21 protein-coding genes are annotated in these 20,538 nt (G+C 72.0%); 8 read left to right on the top strand and 13 right to left on the bottom strand.

The features are described 5' to 3' along the window. Window positions 1-325: 325 nt before the first annotated feature. From pcaD to ACICHK_RS32855, 7 genes are read right to left on the bottom strand one after another with little or no spacing between them, the layout of a single operon-like run. On the bottom strand, window positions 326-1,477 hold the full coding sequence (gene pcaD, locus ACICHK_RS32825; protein ID WP_406839730.1) for a 3-oxoadipate enol-lactonase: 1,152 nt from the start codon (window positions 1,475-1,477) through the stop codon (window positions 326-328). Further along, complete coding sequence (pcaB, locus tag ACICHK_RS32830; RefSeq protein WP_406839731.1) at window positions 1,474-2,823, bottom strand: 3-carboxy-cis,cis-muconate cycloisomerase; 1,350 nt, start codon at window positions 2,821-2,823, stop codon at window positions 1,474-1,476. The genes pcaD and pcaB overlap by 4 nt, the downstream gene beginning before the upstream one ends. Then, window positions 2,820-3,425, bottom strand: coding sequence for a protocatechuate 3,4-dioxygenase subunit alpha (pcaG, locus tag ACICHK_RS32835; RefSeq protein ID WP_406839732.1), 606 nt, complete (start codon window positions 3,423-3,425; stop codon window positions 2,820-2,822). Before pcaG ends, pcaB begins: the two co-directional genes overlap by 4 nt. Further along, entirely contained in the window at window positions 3,422-4,189 is a 768-nt protein-coding gene (gene pcaH, locus ACICHK_RS32840) for a protocatechuate 3,4-dioxygenase subunit beta (RefSeq protein ID WP_406839733.1), read from the bottom strand. The genes pcaG and pcaH overlap by 4 nt, the downstream gene beginning before the upstream one ends. A gap of 10 nt (window positions 4,190-4,199) precedes the next feature. After that, window positions 4,200-4,325: a hypothetical protein gene (locus ACICHK_RS32845; protein WP_406839734.1), complete on the bottom strand. Its 126-nt coding sequence runs from the start codon at window positions 4,323-4,325 to the stop codon at window positions 4,200-4,202. Beyond that, window positions 4,322-4,969, bottom strand: a complete 648-nt coding sequence (locus ACICHK_RS32850) for a 3-oxoacid CoA-transferase subunit B (protein ID WP_406839735.1) — start codon at window positions 4,967-4,969, stop codon at window positions 4,322-4,324. The genes ACICHK_RS32845 and ACICHK_RS32850 overlap by 4 nt, the downstream gene beginning before the upstream one ends. Next, on the bottom strand, window positions 4,969-5,751 hold the full coding sequence (locus ACICHK_RS32855) for a CoA transferase subunit A (protein WP_151471124.1): 783 nt from the start codon (window positions 5,749-5,751) through the stop codon (window positions 4,969-4,971). The genes ACICHK_RS32850 and ACICHK_RS32855 overlap by 1 nt, the downstream gene beginning before the upstream one ends. A 249-nt stretch (window positions 5,752-6,000) precedes the next feature. Between ACICHK_RS32855 and ACICHK_RS32860 the strand changes: the two genes are divergently transcribed. After that, window positions 6,001-6,465: a MarR family winged helix-turn-helix transcriptional regulator gene (locus tag ACICHK_RS32860; protein ID WP_406839736.1), complete on the top strand. Its 465-nt coding sequence runs from the start codon at window positions 6,001-6,003 to the stop codon at window positions 6,463-6,465. A gap of 20 nt (window positions 6,466-6,485) precedes the next feature. Here ACICHK_RS32860 and ACICHK_RS32865 read toward each other — a convergent pair whose 3' ends face one another. Continuing rightward, on the bottom strand, window positions 6,486-7,481 hold the full coding sequence (locus ACICHK_RS32865; protein WP_406839737.1) for a DUF3048 domain-containing protein: 996 nt from the start codon (window positions 7,479-7,481) through the stop codon (window positions 6,486-6,488). Between the two features lie 204 nt (window positions 7,482-7,685). Continuing rightward, a complete protein-coding gene (locus ACICHK_RS32870; RefSeq protein ID WP_406839738.1) occupies window positions 7,686-8,756 on the bottom strand; it encodes an ATP-dependent DNA ligase in 1,071 nt (356 codons plus the stop codon). A gap of 327 nt (window positions 8,757-9,083) precedes the next feature. Here ACICHK_RS32870 and ACICHK_RS32875 point away from each other — a divergent pair, with 327 nt between their 5' ends. The 5 genes from ACICHK_RS32875 to ACICHK_RS32895 all read left to right on the top strand — a co-directional run bounded on the left by ACICHK_RS32875 (window position 9,084) and on the right by ACICHK_RS32895 (window position 13,544). After that, window positions 9,084-9,662, top strand: coding sequence for a hypothetical protein (locus tag ACICHK_RS32875; protein ID WP_406839739.1), 579 nt, complete (start codon window positions 9,084-9,086; stop codon window positions 9,660-9,662). A 286-nt stretch (window positions 9,663-9,948) separates the two neighbouring features. After that, the gene (locus ACICHK_RS32880) at window positions 9,949-10,509 is read left to right on the top strand and encodes a suppressor of fused domain protein (protein WP_406839740.1); all 561 of its coding nucleotides are present in this window, start codon (window positions 9,949-9,951) and stop codon (window positions 10,507-10,509) included. Window positions 10,510-10,709: 200 nt separating this feature from the next. Further along, window positions 10,710-10,973, top strand: coding sequence for a hypothetical protein (locus ACICHK_RS32885; protein WP_406839741.1), 264 nt, complete (start codon window positions 10,710-10,712; stop codon window positions 10,971-10,973). A 253-nt stretch (window positions 10,974-11,226) separates the two neighbouring features. Then, a complete protein-coding gene (gene ligD, locus ACICHK_RS32890; RefSeq protein WP_406839742.1) occupies window positions 11,227-12,258 on the top strand; it encodes a non-homologous end-joining DNA ligase in 1,032 nt (343 codons plus the stop codon). Between the two features lie 248 nt (window positions 12,259-12,506). Next, window positions 12,507-13,544 carry a LacI family DNA-binding transcriptional regulator gene (locus ACICHK_RS32895; RefSeq protein WP_406839743.1) on the top strand — a complete coding sequence of 346 codons (1,038 nt, stop codon included), beginning with the start codon at window positions 12,507-12,509 and terminating at the stop codon, window positions 13,542-13,544. Window positions 13,545-13,635: 91 nt separating this feature from the next. Here ACICHK_RS32895 and ACICHK_RS32900 read toward each other — a convergent pair whose 3' ends face one another. Then, window positions 13,636-14,427, bottom strand: coding sequence for a VOC family protein (locus ACICHK_RS32900; protein WP_406839744.1), 792 nt, complete (start codon window positions 14,425-14,427; stop codon window positions 13,636-13,638). A gap of 270 nt (window positions 14,428-14,697) precedes the next feature. Between ACICHK_RS32900 and ACICHK_RS32905 the strand changes: the two genes are divergently transcribed. Both ACICHK_RS32905 and ACICHK_RS32910 read left to right on the top strand, forming a co-directional pair. Then, a complete protein-coding gene (locus ACICHK_RS32905) occupies window positions 14,698-14,943 on the top strand; it encodes a WhiB family transcriptional regulator (RefSeq protein ID WP_192582514.1) in 246 nt (81 codons plus the stop codon). A 208-nt stretch (window positions 14,944-15,151) separates the two neighbouring features. Beyond that, window positions 15,152-16,366 carry an esterase/lipase family protein gene (locus ACICHK_RS32910; protein WP_406839745.1) on the top strand — a complete coding sequence of 405 codons (1,215 nt, stop codon included), beginning with the start codon at window positions 15,152-15,154 and terminating at the stop codon, window positions 16,364-16,366. A gap of 126 nt (window positions 16,367-16,492) precedes the next feature. On the opposite strand, the gene ACICHK_RS32915 is transcribed toward ACICHK_RS32910, so the two are convergent. From ACICHK_RS32915 to ACICHK_RS32925, 3 genes are all read right to left on the bottom strand, one after another. Beyond that, window positions 16,493-17,470, bottom strand: a complete 978-nt coding sequence (locus ACICHK_RS32915; protein ID WP_406839746.1) for an acyl-ACP desaturase — start codon at window positions 17,468-17,470, stop codon at window positions 16,493-16,495. Window positions 17,471-17,681: 211 nt separating this feature from the next. Beyond that, complete coding sequence (gene ddaH, locus ACICHK_RS32920) at window positions 17,682-18,458, bottom strand: dimethylargininase (protein WP_406839747.1); 777 nt, start codon at window positions 18,456-18,458, stop codon at window positions 17,682-17,684. A gap of 144 nt (window positions 18,459-18,602) precedes the next feature. After that, complete coding sequence (locus ACICHK_RS32925) at window positions 18,603-20,237, bottom strand: ABC-F family ATP-binding cassette domain-containing protein (protein WP_406839748.1); 1,635 nt, start codon at window positions 20,235-20,237, stop codon at window positions 18,603-18,605. Window positions 20,238-20,538 lie beyond the last annotated feature (301 nt).

Consider the following 20,538-nt stretch of genomic DNA (forward strand, 5'->3'; position numbering starts at 1 on the left):
GGCCGGCGGCCCGCCCTCCGCGGCGAGCCGACCGCCGCCGCCGCCGTCCGGCACCGGTCCACATCCACGGGCGTCCGGTCCCGGGCCGCGTCCCGGGGCGGACCCGAGCCGGGCCACGGCTTCGGGCGTACCTCGGGTCGGACCACACCTGTCTTCGTGCCGGTGGTCGGGGCAGCTCCGGGTGGACCCGGGCCGGGACGGACCTCCGGGCGGACCCGGGGCGGTCGGTGCCGTCACGGTCGGGACGCCCGAGGCGTCGGAACGCGCACCGCGCCGCCCTCACCCGCCGGTGGGCCGCCCGCGGGCGGAGCCCCCTCGCCGGGGGTCAGTCCGGCGCGTGCGACGGGGAGCCGTCGCCGTCCGCGGTCTCCTCCGCCAGCACCCGCTGCGCCACCGCGAACGCCGCATTGGCGGCCGGCACACCGCAGTAGACCGCGGTCTGCAGCAGCACCGCGCCGATCTCCTCCGGAGTGAGCCCGCCCCGCCGGGCCGCCCGGACGTGCATCGCCAGCTCGTCGTGGTGGCCGTGCGCCACCAGCGCGGTCAGCGTGATCATGCTGCGCTCGCGGCGGGTCAGTGTCGTGTCGGTCCAGATCTCGCCCCAGGCGTAGCGCGAGATGAAGTCCTGGAACCGGGCCGTGAACGGGCTCTGGCGCGCCTGGGCACGGTCCACGTGCGCGTCGCCGAGAACCTGACGGCGTACCTCCATGCCGCGCCGGGCGTCCCCCGAGAAGTGCGCCCGCAGGGCCGTCAGCACGGCCTCTGGACACTGCGCGGACGCCAGGTGCGAGGCGCCCGGGATCTCCACGAGCGTCGCGCCCCGCACCGCGTCCGCGATCTCCCGCAGATGCGCGGGTGGCGTCGCGGGGTCCTCGCGCCCGGCGATCAGCAGCGTCGGGACGGTGATCGACGCCAGCCGGTCCCGGATGTCGAACGCGGCCAGGGCGTCGCAACAGGCGGCGTACGCACCTGGGTCGGCGTCGCGGTGGTCCTCGACCAGCTCCGGCACGGTGAAACCGGCGGTGAACCAGCGGGCGTCGGCGGTCGCGACGACGGGCCCGAGGCCCTCGCGGCGCACCAGTTCGGCCCGTTCCTCCCACGGCTTCGCCCCGCCGAAGTGGGCCGAGGAGCAGATGACGGCGAGGGAGGAGAGCCGCTCGGGGTGGTGGACCGCCAGGTGCAGGCCCACCGCTCCGCCCAACGACACACCCGCGTACGCGAAACGCCCGATGCCCAGGGAGTCGGCCAGCTCCAGCACGAGCGCGGCCAGGTCGGCGACCGTCACCCCGGGGCCGATCGCACCGGCCGGTGAGCCGCCGTGCCCGGGGAGGTTCCAGCGCACCACCCGGTGGCTCGTGGACAGTTCGGGGGCGGTCCTGTCCCACAGGGCGTACGACGTACCGAGCGAGGGCCCGAGGAGCAGCGGGGGAGCGGTGGGGGATCCCTCGGCGCGATGGGTGAGCAGGTTCGCGGTCAACGTCGCTCCAGAGCACGGTCGGTGAGGACTCCGGCGGAGCCCGTGTAGCGGGTCGGGTCGGTGAGGTCCGCGAGGCCGGCGCCCGGGAGGTCCCCGAGGAGGGGCTCTTCGCCGAGCACGTCCGCGAGGGGACGGCGCTCGGCGACGGCCCGCTCGGCGGCCCGCGTCAGCAGCTCCTTGGCGCGCGCCCGGCCCAGGACCGGGGCGAGTTCGGCGGCCAGCCGTTCTGAGACGATCAACCCATGGGTGAGGCCCAGGTGTTCGCGCATGGCCCCGGTGTCGACCCGCAGGCCCTCGGTCAGTCCGGCCGCGTCGCGGGCCGCCCCGCCGGTCAGCCGGAGCAGATCGCGCAGGGGCTCCCACTCCGCGTGCCAGGCCCCGGCCGGCCGTTCGTCCTCGGCCGCCAGCGCACCGTACAGCGTCGCCGCGAGCAGCGGGGCGCGCCGGGCGGCGGAGGCCACGAGGGTGGCCCTGACCGGGTTCGCCTTGTGCGGCATCGCGGACGACCCGCCGCCGGACCCCTCGGCCAGCTCGGCGATCTCCGTGCGCGAGAGGGTGAGCACGTCGACGGCCGTCTTGCCGAGCGCGCCCGCCGTGAACGCCAGCGCTCCGGCCAGGTCCGCGATCGGCGTGCGCAGGGTGTGCCAGGGCAACACGGGCTCGGCGAGGCCCAGTTCGCGGGCGTACGCGGCGGTCAGGGCCCGGGTGTCGTCCGCCCCGAAGGCGGTGAAGGCGGCCAGGGTGCCCGCCGCGCCGCCCAGTTGGGCGGGCAGGGAGGCCCGGACGGCGCGCAGCCGGTCCCTGGCGTCGAGGACCAGCGACCGCCACCCCGCGGCCTTCAGCCCGAAGGTCGTCGGCACCGCGTGCTGGGTGAGCGTGCGGCCGGGCAGAACGGTGTCCCGGTGCTCCGCGGCGAGCCGGGCGAGGCTGCGCCCGGTCCGTTCCAGGTCGGCCAGGATCAGGTCCAGGGTGCGGGCCGCGACGAGCATGGTGGCCGAGTCGAGGATGTCCTGGCTCGTCGCGCCCCGGTGGACGTACGGGCCGAACCCGGCGCCGACGGCTGCCGTCAGGTCCGCGACCAGGGGAATCACCGGGTTGCCGCCGCTTCGGGCGCGCAGCGCGATCGACGCGACGTCGAAGTCCGCGCCGTCGGCGGCGAGCGTCACCGCCGACGCCGCCTCGGCCGGGACCAGACCCAGTGACGCCTGGGCCCGGGTCAGCGCGGCCTCCGCGTCGAGCAGGGCCCGCAGATACGCGGTGTCGCTCGTCGCGGCCGAGGCCGGGGAGCCCGCCCGGCCGGGGGCGAGCAGACCGGCGTCGGCCGCGACGGGGTCGGCGGCCGTCACCGGAACTCCAGGAAGACCGTCTCGCCCTCGCCCTGGAGGCGGATGTCGAAACGGTACGTCCGCATCGCGCCCGTGCCCGTGCCCGTGCCCGCGGTCGCGGTCGCGGTCGCGGTCGCGATCAGCGTGGCGCGCCGCTCGTCCGGCAGCGCGTCGAGCAGAGGGTCCGGGCCGTCGGCCAGATAGGCACGGGTGAACAGATGGTGCGTCAGACCGCGGGCGAACACGCACACGCCGATGTACGGCGCCCCGGCGTTCCCCGGCGGCAGCGTGCGCAGCGCGTAGTGCCCGTCGGCGTCGGTGGCGACCCGGCCGAAACCGGTGAAGTCGACGCCGTTGCGGCCGAGGAAGCCTCCCGTGGACGGGTCGCGGCGCAGGGAGCCGGGGGCGCCCGTCAGCGAGCCGTCGGGCGCGGCCTGCCAGAAGTCGAGCAGCGCGTCGGGGACCGGCGCGCCCGCCCCGTCGAGCACGTGGCCGTGCAGGGTGATCGTGTCGGGGTGACCGGGCGGCGCGATGTCGCCGCCGCCCGGGAACGGCAGCGCGTGGCCGTAGAAGGGGCCGATGGTGTGGGCGGGGGTGGGGAGCGGTCGACCGGTGGCGCTCATCGGCCTTCCTCGATCCAGGTGGCGGAGGGGCCGTCGAGGACGATGTCCCACGCGTAGCCCAGGGAGAACTCGGGCCGCGAGAGGCCGTGGTCGTACACGGCGACCAGCCGCTCGCGGGCCGCCTCGTCCGTCACGGACCGCAGGATCGGGTCGTGGCGGAAGAGCGGGTCGCCGGGGAAGTACATCTGGGTGACCAGCCGCTGGGTGAACGCGGTGCCGAAGACCGAGAAGTGGATGTGCGCGGGCCGCCAGGCGTTGGTGTGATTGCCCCAGGGATACGGTCCGGGCTTCACCGTGGTGAACGTGTACCGCCCCTGATCGTCCGTCAGGGTCCGTCCCACACCGGTGAAGTTGGGGTCGAGCGGGGCGGGGTGCTGCTCGCGCAGATGGGCGTACCGTCCCGCGGCGTTGGCCTGCCAGATCTCGATGAGCTGGCCGCGCACCGGGCGGCCCGCGCGGTCGAGCAGCCGGCCCGAGACGGTGATCCGTTCGCCGATCGGCTCGCCCCGGTGCTGCAGGGTGAGGTCGTTGTCGATCTCGGTGATGTCGGTGACACCGAAGACCGGGCCCGACAGCTCGACCGTCTCCGGGTCGCCGCTCACGGCGACCAGCGGCTGCTTCGGGTGGCGCAGCCGTGAACTGCGGTACGGGGGGTAGTCGCGCGCGGGGTGGTGCCGTACGGGCGCGCCGCCGGCCACCGCCTTGTCGTACGCGTCCTGGAGATCCTTGATCTCGGCGTCGATCTCCGCCTGGGTGAGGGCCATGGTCGGGTTCCTAGGGTTCGAGGGCGAGGGGTTCGCGGACGGTGCGGGCCGCCGGGCGGTCGGGGCGGACGGCGGCCGGCGAGCCGCCGCACCTGACGACGGGCGTCCGGACGGCGACGACGCGGACGTCCTTCACGGTCCGGTCCCCTCCGGGACGACGATGTCGGCCGCGGTCGCCGCCGCGATGCCGGCGGCGGTCACACCCGGCGCGGTCTCCACCAGCACCAGCCCTTCGGCGGTGACGTCGAGGACACCCAGGTCGGTGATGATCCGGTTCACACAGGCCTTCCCGGTGAGCGGCAGCTCGCACGCGCGCAGGATCTTGGGCGAGCCGTCCTTGGCGGTGTGGGTCATGACGACGATGACCTTCCGGGCCCCGTGGACGAGGTCCATCGCGCCGCCGATACCGGTGATCAGCTTGCCGGGGACGGCCCAGTTGGCGAGGTCGCCGCCGGCCGACACCTGCATCGCGCCCAGCACCGCGACGTCGATGTGCCCGCCGCGGATCATCCCGAAGGACAGCGCGGAGTCGAAGTACGAGGCGCCCGGCAGGACCGTGACGGTCTCCTTGCCCGCGTTGATCAGGTCGGGGTCGACCTGGTCCTCGGCCGGGTAGGGGCCGGTGCCCAGGATGCCGTTCTCCGACTCCAGGATCACCTCGACACCCGGGGGGAGGTGGTTGGGGATCAGCGTCGGCAGGCCGATGCCGAGGTTCACGTACTGGCCGTCCGTCAGCTCCCGCGCGGCGCGGGCGGCCATCTCCTCCCTGCTCCAGGCCATCAGCCGTTCACCGTCCCGTCCGCCGCGGACGCCGAGACCGTCCGCTTCTCGATCATCTTGGCGTCCGCCTGCTCGCGGGTCAGGGCCACGACGCGCTGCACGAAGATGCCCGGCAGGTGCACCGCGTCCGGATCGATGCCGCCCGGCTCCACGAGCTCCTCGACCTCGGCGATCGTCACCCGGCCGGCCATCGCGGCGAGCGGGTTGAAGTTCCGGGAAGACTTGTTGAAGACGAGGTTGCCGTGCCGGTCGCCCTTCGCGGCCCGTACCAGCGCGAAGTCGGTGCGGATGCCGTGCTCCAGCACGTACGGGACGCCGTCGAACTCGCGCACCTCCTTCGGCGGGGAGGCCAGCGCGACGCCGCCCCGGCCGTCGTACCGCCACGGCAGCCCGCCCTCGGCGACCTGCGTGCCGACCCCCGCAGGTGTGTAGAAGGCGGGGATCCCGGCGCCGCCGGCGCGCAGCCGCTCGGCCAGCGTGCCCTGCGGGATCATCTCGACCTCCAGCTCCCCGGCCAGGTACTGCCGGGCGAACTCCTTGTTGGCGCCGATGTACGAGCCGGTGACCCGGGCGATGCGTCCGGCGGCGAGCAGGGTCGCGAGCCCCGAGTCCATGGCCCCGCAGTTGTTGGAGACGACCCCGAGCCCCCGGACACCACGCTCGTGGAGGGCCCCGATCAGCACGTTCGGTACGCCGCTGAGGCCGAATCCGCCGACCGCCAGTGTCGCGCCGTCCGGTACATCGGCCACCGCCCCAAGTGCCGTGGCGACCACCTTGTCCATCCGCGAAGCCCCATCTCTCCCGAGTGTCCGGCGCCCCGAATTAATCAGGGCACTGATTAATTTCTGAGGTGCCGGACACGCTGCCACCCGGGATTCGGTCCGTCAAGACTCTGGATGGGCGAGCTGGCACGGGTGGTCGGTAAGGTCCAGGGGGGCGGGACAGCCGTCGGGAGGTGAAGGTATTGTTCAGTGCACCAACGAATTCGGACCCATCGGCGCGCACGCGCGTACCGGACCCGAGGAGCGCACATGGCCGCGGTGGACCTCTCCACCCACCCCGGGCACCTGGCCCGGAGACTGCAGCAGGCGCACCACCTGCTGTGGAACACGATGGTCTCCGAGGAGATCACCTCACCCCAGTTCGCGGTCCTGAACGCGCTCGTCGCCGAGCCCGGCCTCGACCAGCGCACGGTGGGGGAGCGGGTGGGGCTCGACCGGTCCACGATCGCCGAGGTCATCAGCCGGCTCGGGCGCCGCGCGCTCCTCGACAAGGTGCGCGACCCGCAGGACGGACGGCGCTTCCTGCTCCGCCTCACGGACGACGGGCTGCGCGTCCACCGCAAGCTGACCGTGCGCACCGCGCGCATGAACCAGGTCTTCCTGGCTCCCCTCTCCGCCGAGGAACAGGACCTCTTCCTCGACCTCGTCCAACGGGTCTCGGACGCCGCCGAGGGGCTCCGCAATCCCCCGGAACCCCTCCGCGCGCAGCACTGAGGGGTTCCGGCCGGGGGCGCTCACGCCTTGGCGAGGACCACCCACACCTGGCCCGGCGCGAAGTTCATCGGCGCGCCGTCCGGGGTGGTGAACCGTGTGCCGTCGGCCGCCGCGGAGCGGGTCCAGTTCGCGTCGAAGGCGCGGCCGTCGCGCAGCACCCGGGCCGTGCCCGAGCCCACCGACTCCGTGAACGGCGTGTTGTTGCCGAGGACGTCGTGGTACTTCGACGCGCGTATCTTCACGTACTGGATGACCACCGTCGCCGGAGCCACCGTCCTGCCGTCGGTCGTCACCGTCGGGGTGCCGTCCATGGCCACCAGCCAGCGCCCGCGGTCGGCGGACCAGGTGAAGGTGAAGCGGGCCGACGGGAAGCGGACCGTGCGGGAGGTCTCGGGGGTGCCGCCCTCGGGTGCCGGACCGAAACGGAAGCCCGTGGTCAGCGCGGCCTCCCCGGGCGCGGAGTCCATCAGCCGCCGCGGACGCAGATACAGATTGTGCGGCGCGGCCTTGCCCGTGCCCCGGTACCAGGCGCCGGGCACCTTCCCCGCCGGCTCGGGATCCAGCGGGGCGTCGTCGATCAGCGGCAGCAGTTTGCGCTGGGCCCCGGAGAAGGCGAGCGTCGGCTCGTGGAACTGTCCCAGCAGTTCGAGATCCGACTCGCGGGCACTGCGCACCGGCCCGACGGCGTCGGGCAGGGTGCTCGCGAAGACCGCCATCAGCCGGCTCAGCCCGCCCTCGACCTGCTCCGCGTAGACCACGTCCGCCGCGTCGAGGCCCGTCTGGGGGCGGGCGGCGGGTGCGTTGTCGATCTTCACCGCGAGCACCGGACCGGCGGTCGCCGTGCCGCTCTCGCTCTCGCTCGGGCTCGAACTCGGGCTCATGCTCTGCCCCGGAGACCGGCCGTCGTCGGCCGCTCCGCCCCCCGAGGTGCAGCCCGACAGCAGGGAGCCCGTCACCGTGGCGGCCAGCAGTGCCGCCGTCCACGCGCCCCGCCGCGTCCGCACCGTCTCTCGCATGCCCACCGTGCCACCTGTCCCGTGCCATCGATTGTGCGTTCAACAGTTCATCGATGGTCATACCCGATCGTTTCTGATTGTGTGCGGAGGGTGGACCGACCGGATCGGCGTGACGGTCCGTGCGGGATCGAACAGGGGTGCGGAGACGGTGGTTCCGTGCCCGAACCGAACGGGCGCCGAGGGAGCGGTTCCGTGCCCGGCGCGTCAGCCCGGCGGCCCCAGGATCTCCGCGAGGTCGTAGCCGACCGGCTCCTCCAGTTGTCCGTACGTGCAGCTCTCGGCGGTGCGGTCGGGGCGCCATCGGCGGAAGCGGGCCGTGTGGCGGAACCGGACGCCGTTCTCCATGTGGTCGTACGCCACCTCGGCCACCCGCTCGGGCCGGACCGGAACCCAGGACGGGTCCTTCTTCGCCGCCCACCTGCTCGGCGCCCCCGGCAGCCGGGCCGACTCGTGCGCCGACTCCCGCGCCCAGGCCGCCCACGGATGCCCGGCCACGTCCTTCAGCCGCGAGGGCTCCAACTCCTCCACCAGTTCCGCCCGCCGCCTCATCGTGAACGCGGCGCTCACGCCCACGTGCTGGAGCACGCCCGCGGTGTCGTACAGGCCGAGCAGCAGCGACCCGACGACCGGTCCGCTCCTGTGGAAGCGGTAACCGGCGACGACCACGTCCGCCGTCCGCTCGTGCTTGATCTTGTACATGGCCCGCTCGTCCCGCAGGTACGGCAACGTGAGGGGCTTCGCCACGACCCCGTCGAGCCCCGCTCCCTCGTACCGCTCGAACCACCGCTGCGCCACCTCGCGGTCCGTGGTCGCGGGCGCCACGTGCACCGGCGCCGTCACCCCGGACAGCGTCTTCACCAGCAGCGCGCGCCGGTCGCCCAGCGGTGCGTCGAGCAGTGACGTGTCGGCCAGCGCCAGCATGTCGAAGGCCACGAAGGAGGCGGGGTTCCTCTCGGCCAGCGTCCGCACCCGTGAGTCCGCGGGATGGATCCGCTCGGTGAGCGCGTCGAAGTCGAGCCGCCCCTGCCTGGCGATCAGGATCTCCCCGTCCATCACGCAGCGCTCCGGCAGCCGCTCCCGCAGCGCCTCGACGAGTTCCGGGAAGTACCTGGTCAGCGGCTTGCCGGTGCGACTGCCGAGCTCCGTCTCGGCGCCGTCCCGGAACACGATGGTCCGGAAGCCGTCCCACTTCGCCTCGTAGTGCATGTCCGGCGGGATCTTCGCCACGGCCCTGGCGAGCATCGGCTTCACGGGCGGCATCACCGGCAGATCCATACTTCGACTCTAAGAGCCGTCCATGACGTCCGCGCGCCGCGCGGTTCGTCCGGCAGACGCCGTTCTTCCTGCGCTTTTGCCGTCGCCTGACGGGCGGGACCACGAGACGGGCGCGGGACGGCCGCCCCCGTCCGCCACGGTCGGCCACGGCTCGACGGCCGTCTCCGACGTCTGCGGCCGCTGCGCCGACGACACGGCCGACCGTGTCGTTCCCGTCAGCAGGGACGGCGGACTTCGCTCCCGGATCACAGGACGGCCATACGGCCCCCGGGGTGCCCCTCGACGACGGATGATGCCCCTTCAGCATCCGCAGTCCTCGGGGGGACCATGCGCACCCGTACCGCCATCGCCACCGTTTTCCTGCTCGCCTTCGCCACCGCTTGCTCCGGGAGCGGCGAGGCCGCGAAGCCCGGCACGTCGAAGGCCGCCGGGAAGAGTGCCGCGGCGAAGCCCGGCCCGAGCCCGAGCCCGAAGGGGCCTCTCGCGTTCGGCGCGCCGTTCACCGTCACGACCGACGGAGCCACGATGGCGACGACCGTCCTCCGGTACGAGCAGGGGAAGTTCCACTCCCGGCGGTCCGCCGACGAGGAGTTCGGCACGACCGGGTACACGTGGGCCGTCGTCGAGATCAAGGGATGCCTGAAGAGCGGCTTCGCCGTGGTCACCCGCAACACGTGGGCGCTCGAGTACGCCGACGGAACGCGGATCAAGCCGAGCCGCGTGACGTACGGCGACTTCCCGAAGCCGGAGTATCCCCGCATGGCGACGGTGAACGCGGGTGAGTGCGTGCACGGGAAGACCGTGTTCGCGGTGCCGGCGAACCAGCGGCCCGAGCGGGTGCTGCACACCTCGGAGAAGTTCGAGAAACTGGAGACGCTGGCGGAGTGGGCGGTACCGAAGGCGTAGCCGACGCCTCCACGCGCCACACTGGGTGCCATCACTCCGGGCATCCGCAGGTCGGAGCCCACACATCGCGTCCCTCGTGCGGTCGGAGGCCGCCTTCAACGGACGGGGGCCGACCGCAACCTGTACGTTCTTCGGCCGCTTGACGGTGAGGGGCGGCCGAGGTGGTGCTCGTTGCTCGACCTGGCTCGCCCCGATCTCGCTGCCACCGTTACTGTCCGGGGATCATCGGTCATCGCCGGGCCTGACGGGCCCAGAGGTCGGACGGGAGAACCTGGTGCCGGAACCCATGGACCACTTCGAGAGCAGGCCGGGGAGGATGATCGGTGCCTGGTCCCCGCCTGCGGGTGCCGTGCAGGGCACCCCTCAGGTGGCGTGTTTCCGTGAGGGTCGGCTCTCAGGGGCCCAGGCGTTCGCGACGGTCGGCCTTTCCCGAACTCCGCTGTGGCATCCGGCTTCGGATCGTCACTTCCACTTGGAACTGTTGGCCTGTGAGAACGCCGGCCGCGCCGCTGGCTATGGGCACTTCCCCGACGTGCTGGAATACGTCGTCGGGCAGTTGATGGCGAGCGGCCAAGCGATTCTCCGTGGCGACGTGGTGCCGCTTCCCGCTCCGCTGCCCGGGGGAACCATGACGTCCCTCTACGCGGGGCTGCCCGTCTACTTCGACGACGACTTCTTCTCGGTGACCATCGAGAACGGTAGTGATGTCGCGATCGTCTGGCTCGTCCCCATCACGGATCAGGAGACCTCCTTCATCCGCGAGAAGGGCTGGCGGGCATTCGAAGACGCACTCGTTCGCCAGGATCCTGACCTCCTCGACCCCGCCCGTCCCCAGCTCGACCTGTAAGCCGGGACGGATGGAGGGGCCCGTCAGAGAGTGCGCAGCAGCGGGACGATGTCGGTGCGGTGGCGGGGCATGGCCGGCCGCCACCACGGACGATGCCCTGCTCGAACAGCCGGCGAAGAGGCCGACCGCCTCGGCGAGGACAGCCGGGGAGCGGGCCGCCGCGCAGGCCCTCGTCGAGGAAGGGACGATCCGCGCCCGTCGTGGGGTGCTGGGCGCGCTCGGCCTCCTGGACGTGCCCGGCGGAGGCGAACGTTCAGCGGGAGGGGCTGACGGGCCGGGTCTATTGCCTCGGCCTGGACGAGGAGCAGCGGGCGTTCCTCGGTCTGGTCCCGTCGATGGTGGGCATCGGGCACGTCCCCCTGGCCGCGGTGTCCGATCTCGGCGAGCGGCGCCTGGCGGTGACGCTGCGGGCGGTCGCACGGCTCGCGGGCAACGACACCCCGGCGGTGGGCATGCGGCTCTGAACTCCGGCACCCGAGCCGACGCCGACCTGTGCGACGTGTCCGTGTCCGCGCCCGGCACCGTCCACGATCCGATCGGCGGGTCGAAGCACCCCGGCTGGTGATCGCCGGCCGGTGCCGGAGGCCCACGGACGTGGTGGGCCGCGCCCGGCCCGTGTCCGGCGGAATCCGCGCGGAACCGCATGCCGGTTCCGCGCGGCGGCACGGGCGTCCGCCCGGTGTGCGGGGGCCGCGTGCCGCGCCTACCGTGGCTCGCATGGGCGATGCGGTGGAACTCGAAGCGGCGGGCAGGAGCGTCCGTCTGTCCAGCCCGGACAAGGTCTTCTTCCCGGAGCGCGGCTTCACGAAGCTGGACCTCGCCCGGTACTACCTCGCCGTCGGCGACGGCATCCTGCGCGCCCTGCGCGACCGCCCCACCACGCTGGAGCGCTACCCCGACGGGGTGACCGGCGAGTCCTTCTTCCAGAAGCACGCGCCCAAGAACATGCCCGACTGGATCCCGACCGCCCGCATCACCTTCCCCAGCGGCCGCGACGCCGACGAGATGTGCCCCACCGAGCAGGCCGCCGTGCTGTGGGCCGCGCAGTTCGGCACGCTCACCTTCCACCCGTGGCCGGTCCGCCGCGACGACGTCGACAGCCCCGACGAACTGCGCATCGACCTCGACCCGCAGCCCGGCACGGACTACGCCGACGCGGTGCGCGCCGCCCACGAACTGCGCGAGGTCCTGCACGACTACGGCGGTCTGCGGGGCTGGCCCAAGACCTCCGGAGGCCGCGGGCTGCACGTCTTCGTGCCGATCCGGCCGCGCTGGACCTTCACCCAGGTGCGCCGGGCCGCCATCGCGGTCGGCCGCGAGCTCGAACGCCGCATGCCCGACCGGGTCACCGTCGCGTGGTGGAAGGAGGAAAGGGGCGAAAAGGTGTTCGTGGACTACAACCAGAACGCCCGGGACCGCACCATGGCCTCGGCCTACTCCGTACGACCCCGCCCGCACGCCCCGGTCTCCGCGCCCCTGCGCTGGGACGAGGTGGAGGACGCCAGACCCCGGGACTTCGACCTGGCGACCATGCCGGGGCGCTTCGCCGAACTCGGGGACGTGCACGCCGACATGGACGACCACGCCTTCTCCCTGGAGGCACTGCTGGAACTCGCCGACCGTGACGAGCACGACCACGGCCTCGGCGACCTCCCGTACCCGCCCGACTACCCGAAGATGCCGGGCGAGCCCAAGCGGGTGCAGCCGAGCAGGGCGAGACACGAGGAGGCCCGGCCGCCGGGCGACTGATCGGCTCGACCTCGGACGGATGCGCGTCGGGGAGGATCACCCGCGGTCGGACGGACGCGCGTCCGGGAGGATCACCCATGGGCGGTCGGGTCGGGCGGCCCGGCCCCGGCGGGGCGGGCAGGTGATCTCTCCGCCAAAATGCCCTCGAACGTGACCGGTTCGTGTCGATCCCGTTGATCGAGGAGCGCTCTCACCGGGCGGGCGGTCATGGTTATCCTGATCCGCATCCGCAGAGGAGGTGCCCTGAGGTGACCGGGACAGTGTCGCGCCCCACGCTGGAGGCCGTGGCCGCGCGGGCCGGGGTCTCCCGGGCCACCGTGTCGCGGGTCGTGAACGGTGGGGACGGGGTCCGCGAGCCGCTCGTCGAGCGCGTGCGCCAGGCCGTCGAAGAACTCGGGTACGTTCCCAACCAGGCCGCCCGCAGCCTCGTCACCCGGCGCCACGACGCGGTCGCCGTCGTGATCGCCGAGCCGGAGACCAGGGTCTTCGCCGACCCCTTCTTCGCGCTCCAGCTCCGTGGCATCAGCAAGGAACTGACCGCCCACGACTCCCAGTTGGTGCTGCTGCTCACGGAGGGCCGCGACGACCACGTCCGCGTCGCCCGCTATCTCGCCGGCGGCCACGTCGACGGCGCGCTCGTCTTCTCGCTGCACCTCGACGACCCGCTGCCCGGACTGATCCACGGCGCGGGCGTGCCGACCGTGTTCGGCGGTCGGCCCGGCTGGGGCGAGGGCGTCCGTGAGGCGGTCTACGTCGACTGCGACAACCGCGGCGGAGCCCGTCAGGCCGTTCGCCACCTCCTCGGTCTCGGACGGACCCGCATCGCCCACATCACCGGAGCCCTCGACCAGACGTCCGCGGTCGACCGGCTGGACGGCTACCGGGACGTCATGGCCGACGCCGATCCGGCGCTCGTCGCCCAGGGCGACTTCACTCCCGCGGGCGGCGAACGCGCGATGCGGGAGCTGCTGGAGCGCCGCCCCGACGTGGACGCGGTGTTCGTGGCGAACGACCTGTCGGCCCTCGGCGCGCTGCGCGTACTGCGTGAGCGCGGACGGCGGGTGCCCGAGGACGTGGCCGTGATCGGCTTCGACGACATGCTGCCGATCGCCGAACAGGCGGATCCGCCGCTGACGACGGTGCGTCAGGAAATAGAGGAGATGGGCCGGTTGATGGCCCGGCTGCTGATCCGTGGACTGGGGGACGGGGCCGGCACGGAGGGCCCGGTGCCCGAGTCCTCCGGAGTGGTCCTGCCGACGACGGTGGTACGACGGGCCTCCGCGTAGGGGCGGCCGTCCCCGGCGTCGGCCCAGGGGCGCCGAGGGTGGCCGCGACCGGGAGTGACCGTCGTGCGACGGGGGCCTGCCGGCCGGGACGTCAGCTCTGTTGCGGTGCGCTCTTGATCACCGCGAAGCGTGCGCCGTACGGATCGGTGAGCTTGGCCATGCGGCCGACGCCCTCCAGGTCCGTGGCGGGCATACGGACCGCACCCCCGAGTTCCTGGGCCCCGGCCACCACGGCGTCCGTGTCGGGGACCTCGATGTACGGCAGCCAGTACGCGCCGGTCCTCGCCTCGACCGGGTCGTCGGCGAGCGGCATCAGACCGCCGAACACGCCCTCCTCCTCGGTCCCCGCGGGGCTGACGCAGGTGTAGATCCCGCCCGGGAACGAGACCGCCGAGGTCTCCCACCCGAAGACCGAGTTGTAGAACGCGGCGGCCGCCATGATGTCCGGGGTGACGAGCTCGACCCAGCACAGGGAACCCGGGTCGCCGGCCATGCCCAGCCCCTCGGTCCGGCCGGGCTGCCAGACGCCGAAGGGCACCCCCGCCCGGTCGGCGAACACGGCCATGTGTCCCTCGCCCATCACGTCCATGGGCGGCACGAGCACCGTGCCCTTGGCCTGCTCGACCGCCTTGGAGGTGGCTTCGGCGTCGGCGGTCCGGAAGTAGACGTTCCAGGACGGCGGGCCCTGCTCGGGGGCGATCCGCATGCCCCCGGCCACGGTCTTGCCGTCGAGCTGGAAGAAGCCGTAGCCGTCGGCGTCGGGTCCCGCCGACCGGAACCGCCAGCCGAAGACGCCTTCGTAGAACGCGATGGCACCCTCGATGTCGGACGTGCCGACGTCCAGCCAGTTCGGGGCGCCGTCGATGAAGCGGGTGGTGAGCATGGCCGCCCTCCTTCGAGGGGTCTCGCTGCCGTTGGGGACCACTCTTCCACCACCCACTGACAATCGTCGCGGAGAGGGGCAAATCGCCTGGACCGGCGGTGCTCGCCGTTCCGAGGGTCTGCCGTGATTCCGGTCGTGGCCGTGTTTTCCCGCGCGCCGCCGTGCCCGGGACCTCCCGCGAGGCCATCATCGAAGCCGCCGGGAGCCTCGGGACGTGGCGTTGATCCCGCGTTGAGCGAACGTTTTTCCCCGCGGGGCACGCTCATGGTCATGTACTCGGAAACCATCACTCCGTCCGACCTCGCCTGGCAGGAGCAGGCGTTGTGCGCGCAGACGGGGGCGGACTTCTTCTTTCCCGAGCCGGGCAGCTCGGTGCGCGACGCGAAGCGCATCTGCGGGATGTGCGCGATGCGGTCCGCGTGCCTCGACTACGCGCTGAGCAACGACGAACGCTTCGGCGTGTGGGGCGGGCTCTCCGAGAAGGAGCGTCTCGGCCTGCGGCGCGCCCTGGAGTGACACGCCCCCGGGCCGCGGCCGGTCCTGACGGCCCTCTTCGCAGGTCGGTGCCGCTCTCCCGTGCCGATCCCGCCCGATCGCCCTGGTTGCCCTGATCGCGCTGATCACATGGCTCATCGGGGTGAGCGGTATGTCATATGTGCATGGAATATTACAAATGTGCGCATGACGTCCTCTGACCGTTGTCACCGACATCGAAAGGGACGTCATGGCCGACAACAAGGCCGACAAAGTCAGGAAAGCCGCGAGGTCCATCGGACTCGTGGCTCCGGTGGGGAAGCCCGCACCCGCGCAGGCTCCTCCGGCCGACGAGGAATGGGAGCTCCCGGGCGGCAGCGCCCGGGTGTACTACGGGGAGGGCCAGAAGGGTGTGGTCCGGCCGGTCGTCCTGGCCGACGGGTTCGACCTGGGCCCGACCGATTTCGACTGGCTGTGGGACGGGCTGGAGAACGGCAGGTTCCCGTTCAACAGCGAACTGCGGCGGCGGGGGCGCACGCTGGTCCTCGTCGGGTTCGACGAGCGCAGCGAGTCGATCCTGCGCAACGCCGAGACGATGATGGCCGCGATCATGCGCACCGGCGCGGAGCAGCTCGGAGACACCCGGCTGCTCGTCGGTGGGTTCAGCATGGGCGGGCTGGTCGCCCGGTACGCGCTGGCGAGGATGGAACTGCAGCGCATCGACCACCGGGTCGGCTGCTACGTGTCGTTCGACAGCCCGCACCGGGGCGCGTGGGTGCCGATCGGGCTCCAGGCGTTCGCACACCACATCGCCCCCGTCGACGACACCTACCTGAGGCAGATCTGCAGTCCGGCCGCCCAGCAGACACTCTGGCGTTATCTGGACAGCGTCGACGGCACGCCGAGGGAGAGCCCGCTGCGCACGGAGTTCAAGGAGGAGCTGCAGAAGGTGGGCGGCTGGCCGCGCATCCCGCGCCTGATCGGGGTGTCCAGCGGACGCGGTGACGGCGTGGGCAACGGGGTGCGTGCCGGGGCGAAGGCGCTGACCTGCGCCGGGCCGATCTTCGAGGGCACGTACTTCCTCGCCCAGCCGCAGGGCGAGGCCGCTGAGGTGGCCGTGCTCGACGGCGCCTTCGGCGGACCGCACACGATCACCACGAGCGGGTTCCCCGAACTGGACGGCGCGCCCGGCGGGACGCTCGAGTCGTTCGGCATCATCGGGGACGCGCTCGCCTCGGTCAACGAGAACGTCGACATCGTCCACCGGTCCGTCTGCTTCGTCCCGTCGGTCAGCGCGGTCTCCATCCGTGACCTGGACCGGCAGGAGGACCTGTACATCAACATCGACCAGCTGCCCCCGGAGGAGTCCGAGCTCGACGACTTCATGCTCTCGCAGGACAACGACCCGCACACCCTCATGACGGAGGACATCGGGAAGTGGGTCCTGGACCGGCTGCCCGACTAGTACGGCCCGACCGGTACGACCCGGAACGGAGCCGCCCGTGTACGGCCAGTCACCTGGGACGCGCACGGGCGGCAGCCTGCCGGCGAGGCGGCACCCAGGAGGTCGCCGCCTCGCCCGCGGGCGGGGCTACGCGGTGGCGCGGGCCGCCATCCGGGCCTTGCGGGCGGCGAGCTTCTCGTCGAACTTCGAGGCTTCGGCGTCGAGGCCGCCCATGAAGAAGCCGAGCTCCTCCTGGGCCTTGAGGCCCTCGGGGCCGAGGCCGCCGATCTCCAGGACCTTGAGGTGGCGCAGCACCGGCTGGAGCACGTCGTCGTGGTGGATGCGCAGGTTGTAGACCTCGCCGATGGCCATCTGCGCGGCCATGCGCTCGAAGCCGGGCATGCCGTGACCGGGCATCCGGAAGTTGACGACGACGTCACGGCACGCCTGCATGGTCAGGTCGGGGGCGAGCTCGAACGCGGCCTTCAGGAGGTTGCGGTAGAAGACCATGTGCAGGTTCTCGTCGGTCGCGATGCGCGCCAGCATGCGGTCGCAGACCGGGTCGCCCGACTGGTGACCGGTGTTGCGGTGCGAGATGCGGGTCGCGAGCTCCTGGAAGGCGACGTACGCGACCGAGTGCAGCATCGAGTGGCGGTTGTCCGACTCGAAGCCCTCGCTCATGTGCTGCATGCGGAAGGCCTCGAGCTTGTCCGGGTCGACCGCGCGCGAGGCGAGCAGGTAGTCGCGCATCACGATGCCGTGCCGGCCCTCCTCCGCCGTCCAGCGGTGCACCCAGGTGCCCCAGGCGCCGTCACGGCCGAAGAGGGACGCGATCTCGTGGTGGTAGCTCGGGAGGTTGTCCTCGGTGAGCAGGTTGACGACGAGCGCGATCCGGCCGATCTCGGTGACCTTGGACTGCTCCTTGTCCCAGGCCTCGCCGTCCTCGAACTGCCCCGGGAAGTTGCGGGCGTCGCTGAAGGGCACGTACTCGTGCGGCATCCAGTCCTTGGCCACCTTCAGATGGCGGTTCAGCTCCGTCTCGACGACTTCCTCCAGCGCGTACAGCAGGCGAGCGTCGGTCCAGGCTGCTGCCGGGCTACCGAGGTCGGGAGAAGTGATCGTCACGGGTGCTCCAGGGGGACGGGACAACGAGCGAAGAACTTAACCTACGGCATCGTAGGCTACGTCTCCGTAGGTTACGTCTCCGTAGGTTAAGGAACCCGTAAAGATCGCTGATCAGCGGTGTTACGGGCGAGAGTCCGCGCTTCCCCGGCGCATGCCGGAGAGACCCGGGGCGTCGTGGGTCCTGGGCCGTCCGGATGACTCGTTCACTCGTTCAGACGTACAGCTCCCGAAGCCTCACCGAGAGACATGTCACACAGCCTTCGAGCTTCTCGAACTCGCCGATGTCCACCACGACCGGTTCGTGGCCGAGGTCGGCGAGCAGCTCCGCGGTCTTCGGGGCGGACGAGGCCATCAGCAGCCTGCTGCCGCCCAGGAGCACCACGTGCGCCCCGGACTCCTCCGGCACCGCCAGGAAGCGGGGGAAGAGGGAAGGGGTGTCCACCAGCGGCTCGTGGCCGATCACCGTGCCGTCGGGCAGCGCGGTGACCGCCGACTTCAGGTGCAGCACCTTGCTGACGGGGACCGCGACGACCCGCGCCCCGAGCGGTTCGAAGACCGCGCGCAGCTGCTGGATCCCGGCCGCGTTCGTGCGGCCGCCGCGGCCCACGTAGATCGTGTCGCCCACCTTCAGGACGTCGCCCCCGTCGAGGGTGCCCGGATCCCAGATCCAGTTCACCGAGCAGCCGAGGCGTGCCACGGCCTCCTCCACCCCCGGGGTCTCGGCGCGGCGGGACTCGGCGCCCGGACGGGTGATGAGGGCGACGTTGCGGAAGACGACGACGGCGTCCTCGACGAACACCGAGTCCGGGCAGTCCTCGACCGGGTCCACCTCCACGGTCTCCCAGTCGTGCGCGCGCAGCGCCTCGGTGTACGCCTCCCACTGCTCGACCGCGAGACCGGTGTCCACTGCCCGGCGTTCCACGTGCGTCACCAGCCCCTCGGCGAGGCGGGGGCCGGGCCTGCGGACGAGCGCTTTCTGACTGGGCACGGGCGGGTCTCCGAATCGGCCGGGGGTGTCGGCGCAACATCATGCAGTGCCCTCCGCGCGCGCAAAAGCCCCGCGTGCGAAAGCCCCCGGCCCGTACGCCGGGCACCGCCCACCCCCGACGCTAGGCGGCCCCCGCGTCCCGCACTATGAGGAATACCCGACAGTTTCCGGAGCGATTTCTTTCAGTTCTCCTCCTTCCAGCAGCAGCCGTCGCGTGATGCCGATCGACTCCAGGAACGGCATGTCGTGGCTGGCGACGATCAGGGCCCCTTCGTACGACTCCAGGGCCGTGGTGAGCTGGCGGACGCTCGCCATGTCGAGGTTGTTCGTCGGCTCGTCGAGCATCAGCAGCTGCGGGGCGGGGTCGGCCAGCATCAGCGCCGCGAGCGCCGCGCGGAAACGCTCGCCGCCGGAGAGCGTCGCCGCCGTCTGGTCGGCCTTCGCCCCCTTGAACAGGAAGCGGGCGAGACGGGCCCTGATCCGGTTGTCGGTGGCGGCCGGCGCGTACCGGGCCACGTTCTCGGCGACGCTCAGGGAGTCGTCCAGGACGTCGAGCCGCTGCGGCAAAAAGCGCAGGGGCACATGGGTCCGCGCCTCGCCGGACACGGTCTCCAGCTCCCCGGCGATCGTGCGCAGGAGCGTCGTCTTGCCCGCTCCGTTGCGTCCGACGAGCGCGACGCGTTCGGGCCCGCGAAGATCGAACACGCCGTTCACCCGCGAGCCGTGCTGCAGCTCCAGCCGGTCGAGGGTGAGGACGGTGCGCCCCGGCGGTACGGCCGTGTACGGCAGGTCGATCCGGATCAGATCGTCGTCGCGTACGGCCTCCACCGCCTCGTCGAGACGCTCCTTCGCCTCGCTGAGCCTTCCCTCGTGCATGATGCGGTGCTTGCCCGCGGACTCCTGCGCCGCCCGCTTGCGCGCCCCCATGACGATCTTCGGCTCGCGCTTCTGCTCGTACATCTTCTGCCCGTACCGCTTGCGCCGGGCCAACTTGAGCTGAGCGTCGATCAGTTCGCGTTTCTGTTTCTTCAGATCGGACTCGGCGACGCGCACCATGCGCTCCGCCGCCTCCTGTTCGGCGGCGAGTGCCTCCTCGTACGCGGAGAAGTTCCCGCCGTACCAGGTGACCTCGCCGGAGTGCAGATCGGCGATCTGGTCGGCCAGGTCGAGGAGTTCGCGGTCGTGGCTGACCACGATCATCACCCCGGACCAGGCCTCCACGGCCGCGTACAGCCGCCGTCGCGCGTACAGGTCGAGGTTGTTGGTGGGTTCGTCGAGCAGCAGTACGTCGGGTCGGCGCAGCAGGAGCGCGGCCAGCCGCAGCAGCACCGACTCGCCGCCGGACACCTCGCCGATCGTGCGGTCCAGGTCGATGTGTCCGAGACCGAGTTCGCCGAGGGTCGCGCGGGCCCGTTCCTCGACGTCCCAGTCGTCGCCGACGACGTCGAAGTGCTCCTCGGCCACGTCGCCCGACTCGATCGCGTGCAGGGCGGCGCGGACCGCGCGGATGCCGAGGGCCTCGTCGACCCGCAGCGTGGTGTCGAGCGTGACGTTCTGCGGCAGGTGACCGACCTCGCCGGCGACCTTGACGGTGCCGTCGGCCGGGGTGAGCTGTCCGGAGATCAGCTTCAACAGGGTTGATTTGCCCGACCCGTTGAGGCCGACGAGTCCGGTGATGCCGGGGCCGAAGGCGGCCTGGAGACCGTCGAAGACCTCGGTGCCGTCGGGCCAGGCGAAGGACAGGGACGTGCAGGTGATGGAGGTGGGGGACGTTGACATGAGGGCCTCGCGATTGCTGGATGCGGTCGGGGGTACGCGTACGGGACACCGCGAGGCGACGACGATCCAGTTCGGAGGAGAGCGAGAAGAAGGCTCCGCACCCGGGGACGGCTCGAACGCCGAGGTCGCACGCTGCGCACACACGGGTCCGACGGGACCAGCCGGGTGTGACGCGGTGTCTCAGACCTCAGACGAGCAACGTCCTTCTCCAATCGACGGCAACAGAACCGCTATACACCGTAGGGGCGGTCCCGAGGACTGTCAAAGGATTAACGCGCCCCCCGACGAACCGAGGAGACCT

It is taken from the genome of Streptomyces sp. AHU1, assembly GCF_045343905.1.
In the GTDB taxonomy this organism is placed as follows: Bacteria; Actinomycetota; Actinomycetes; order Streptomycetales; family Streptomycetaceae; genus Streptomyces; species Streptomyces triticiradicis.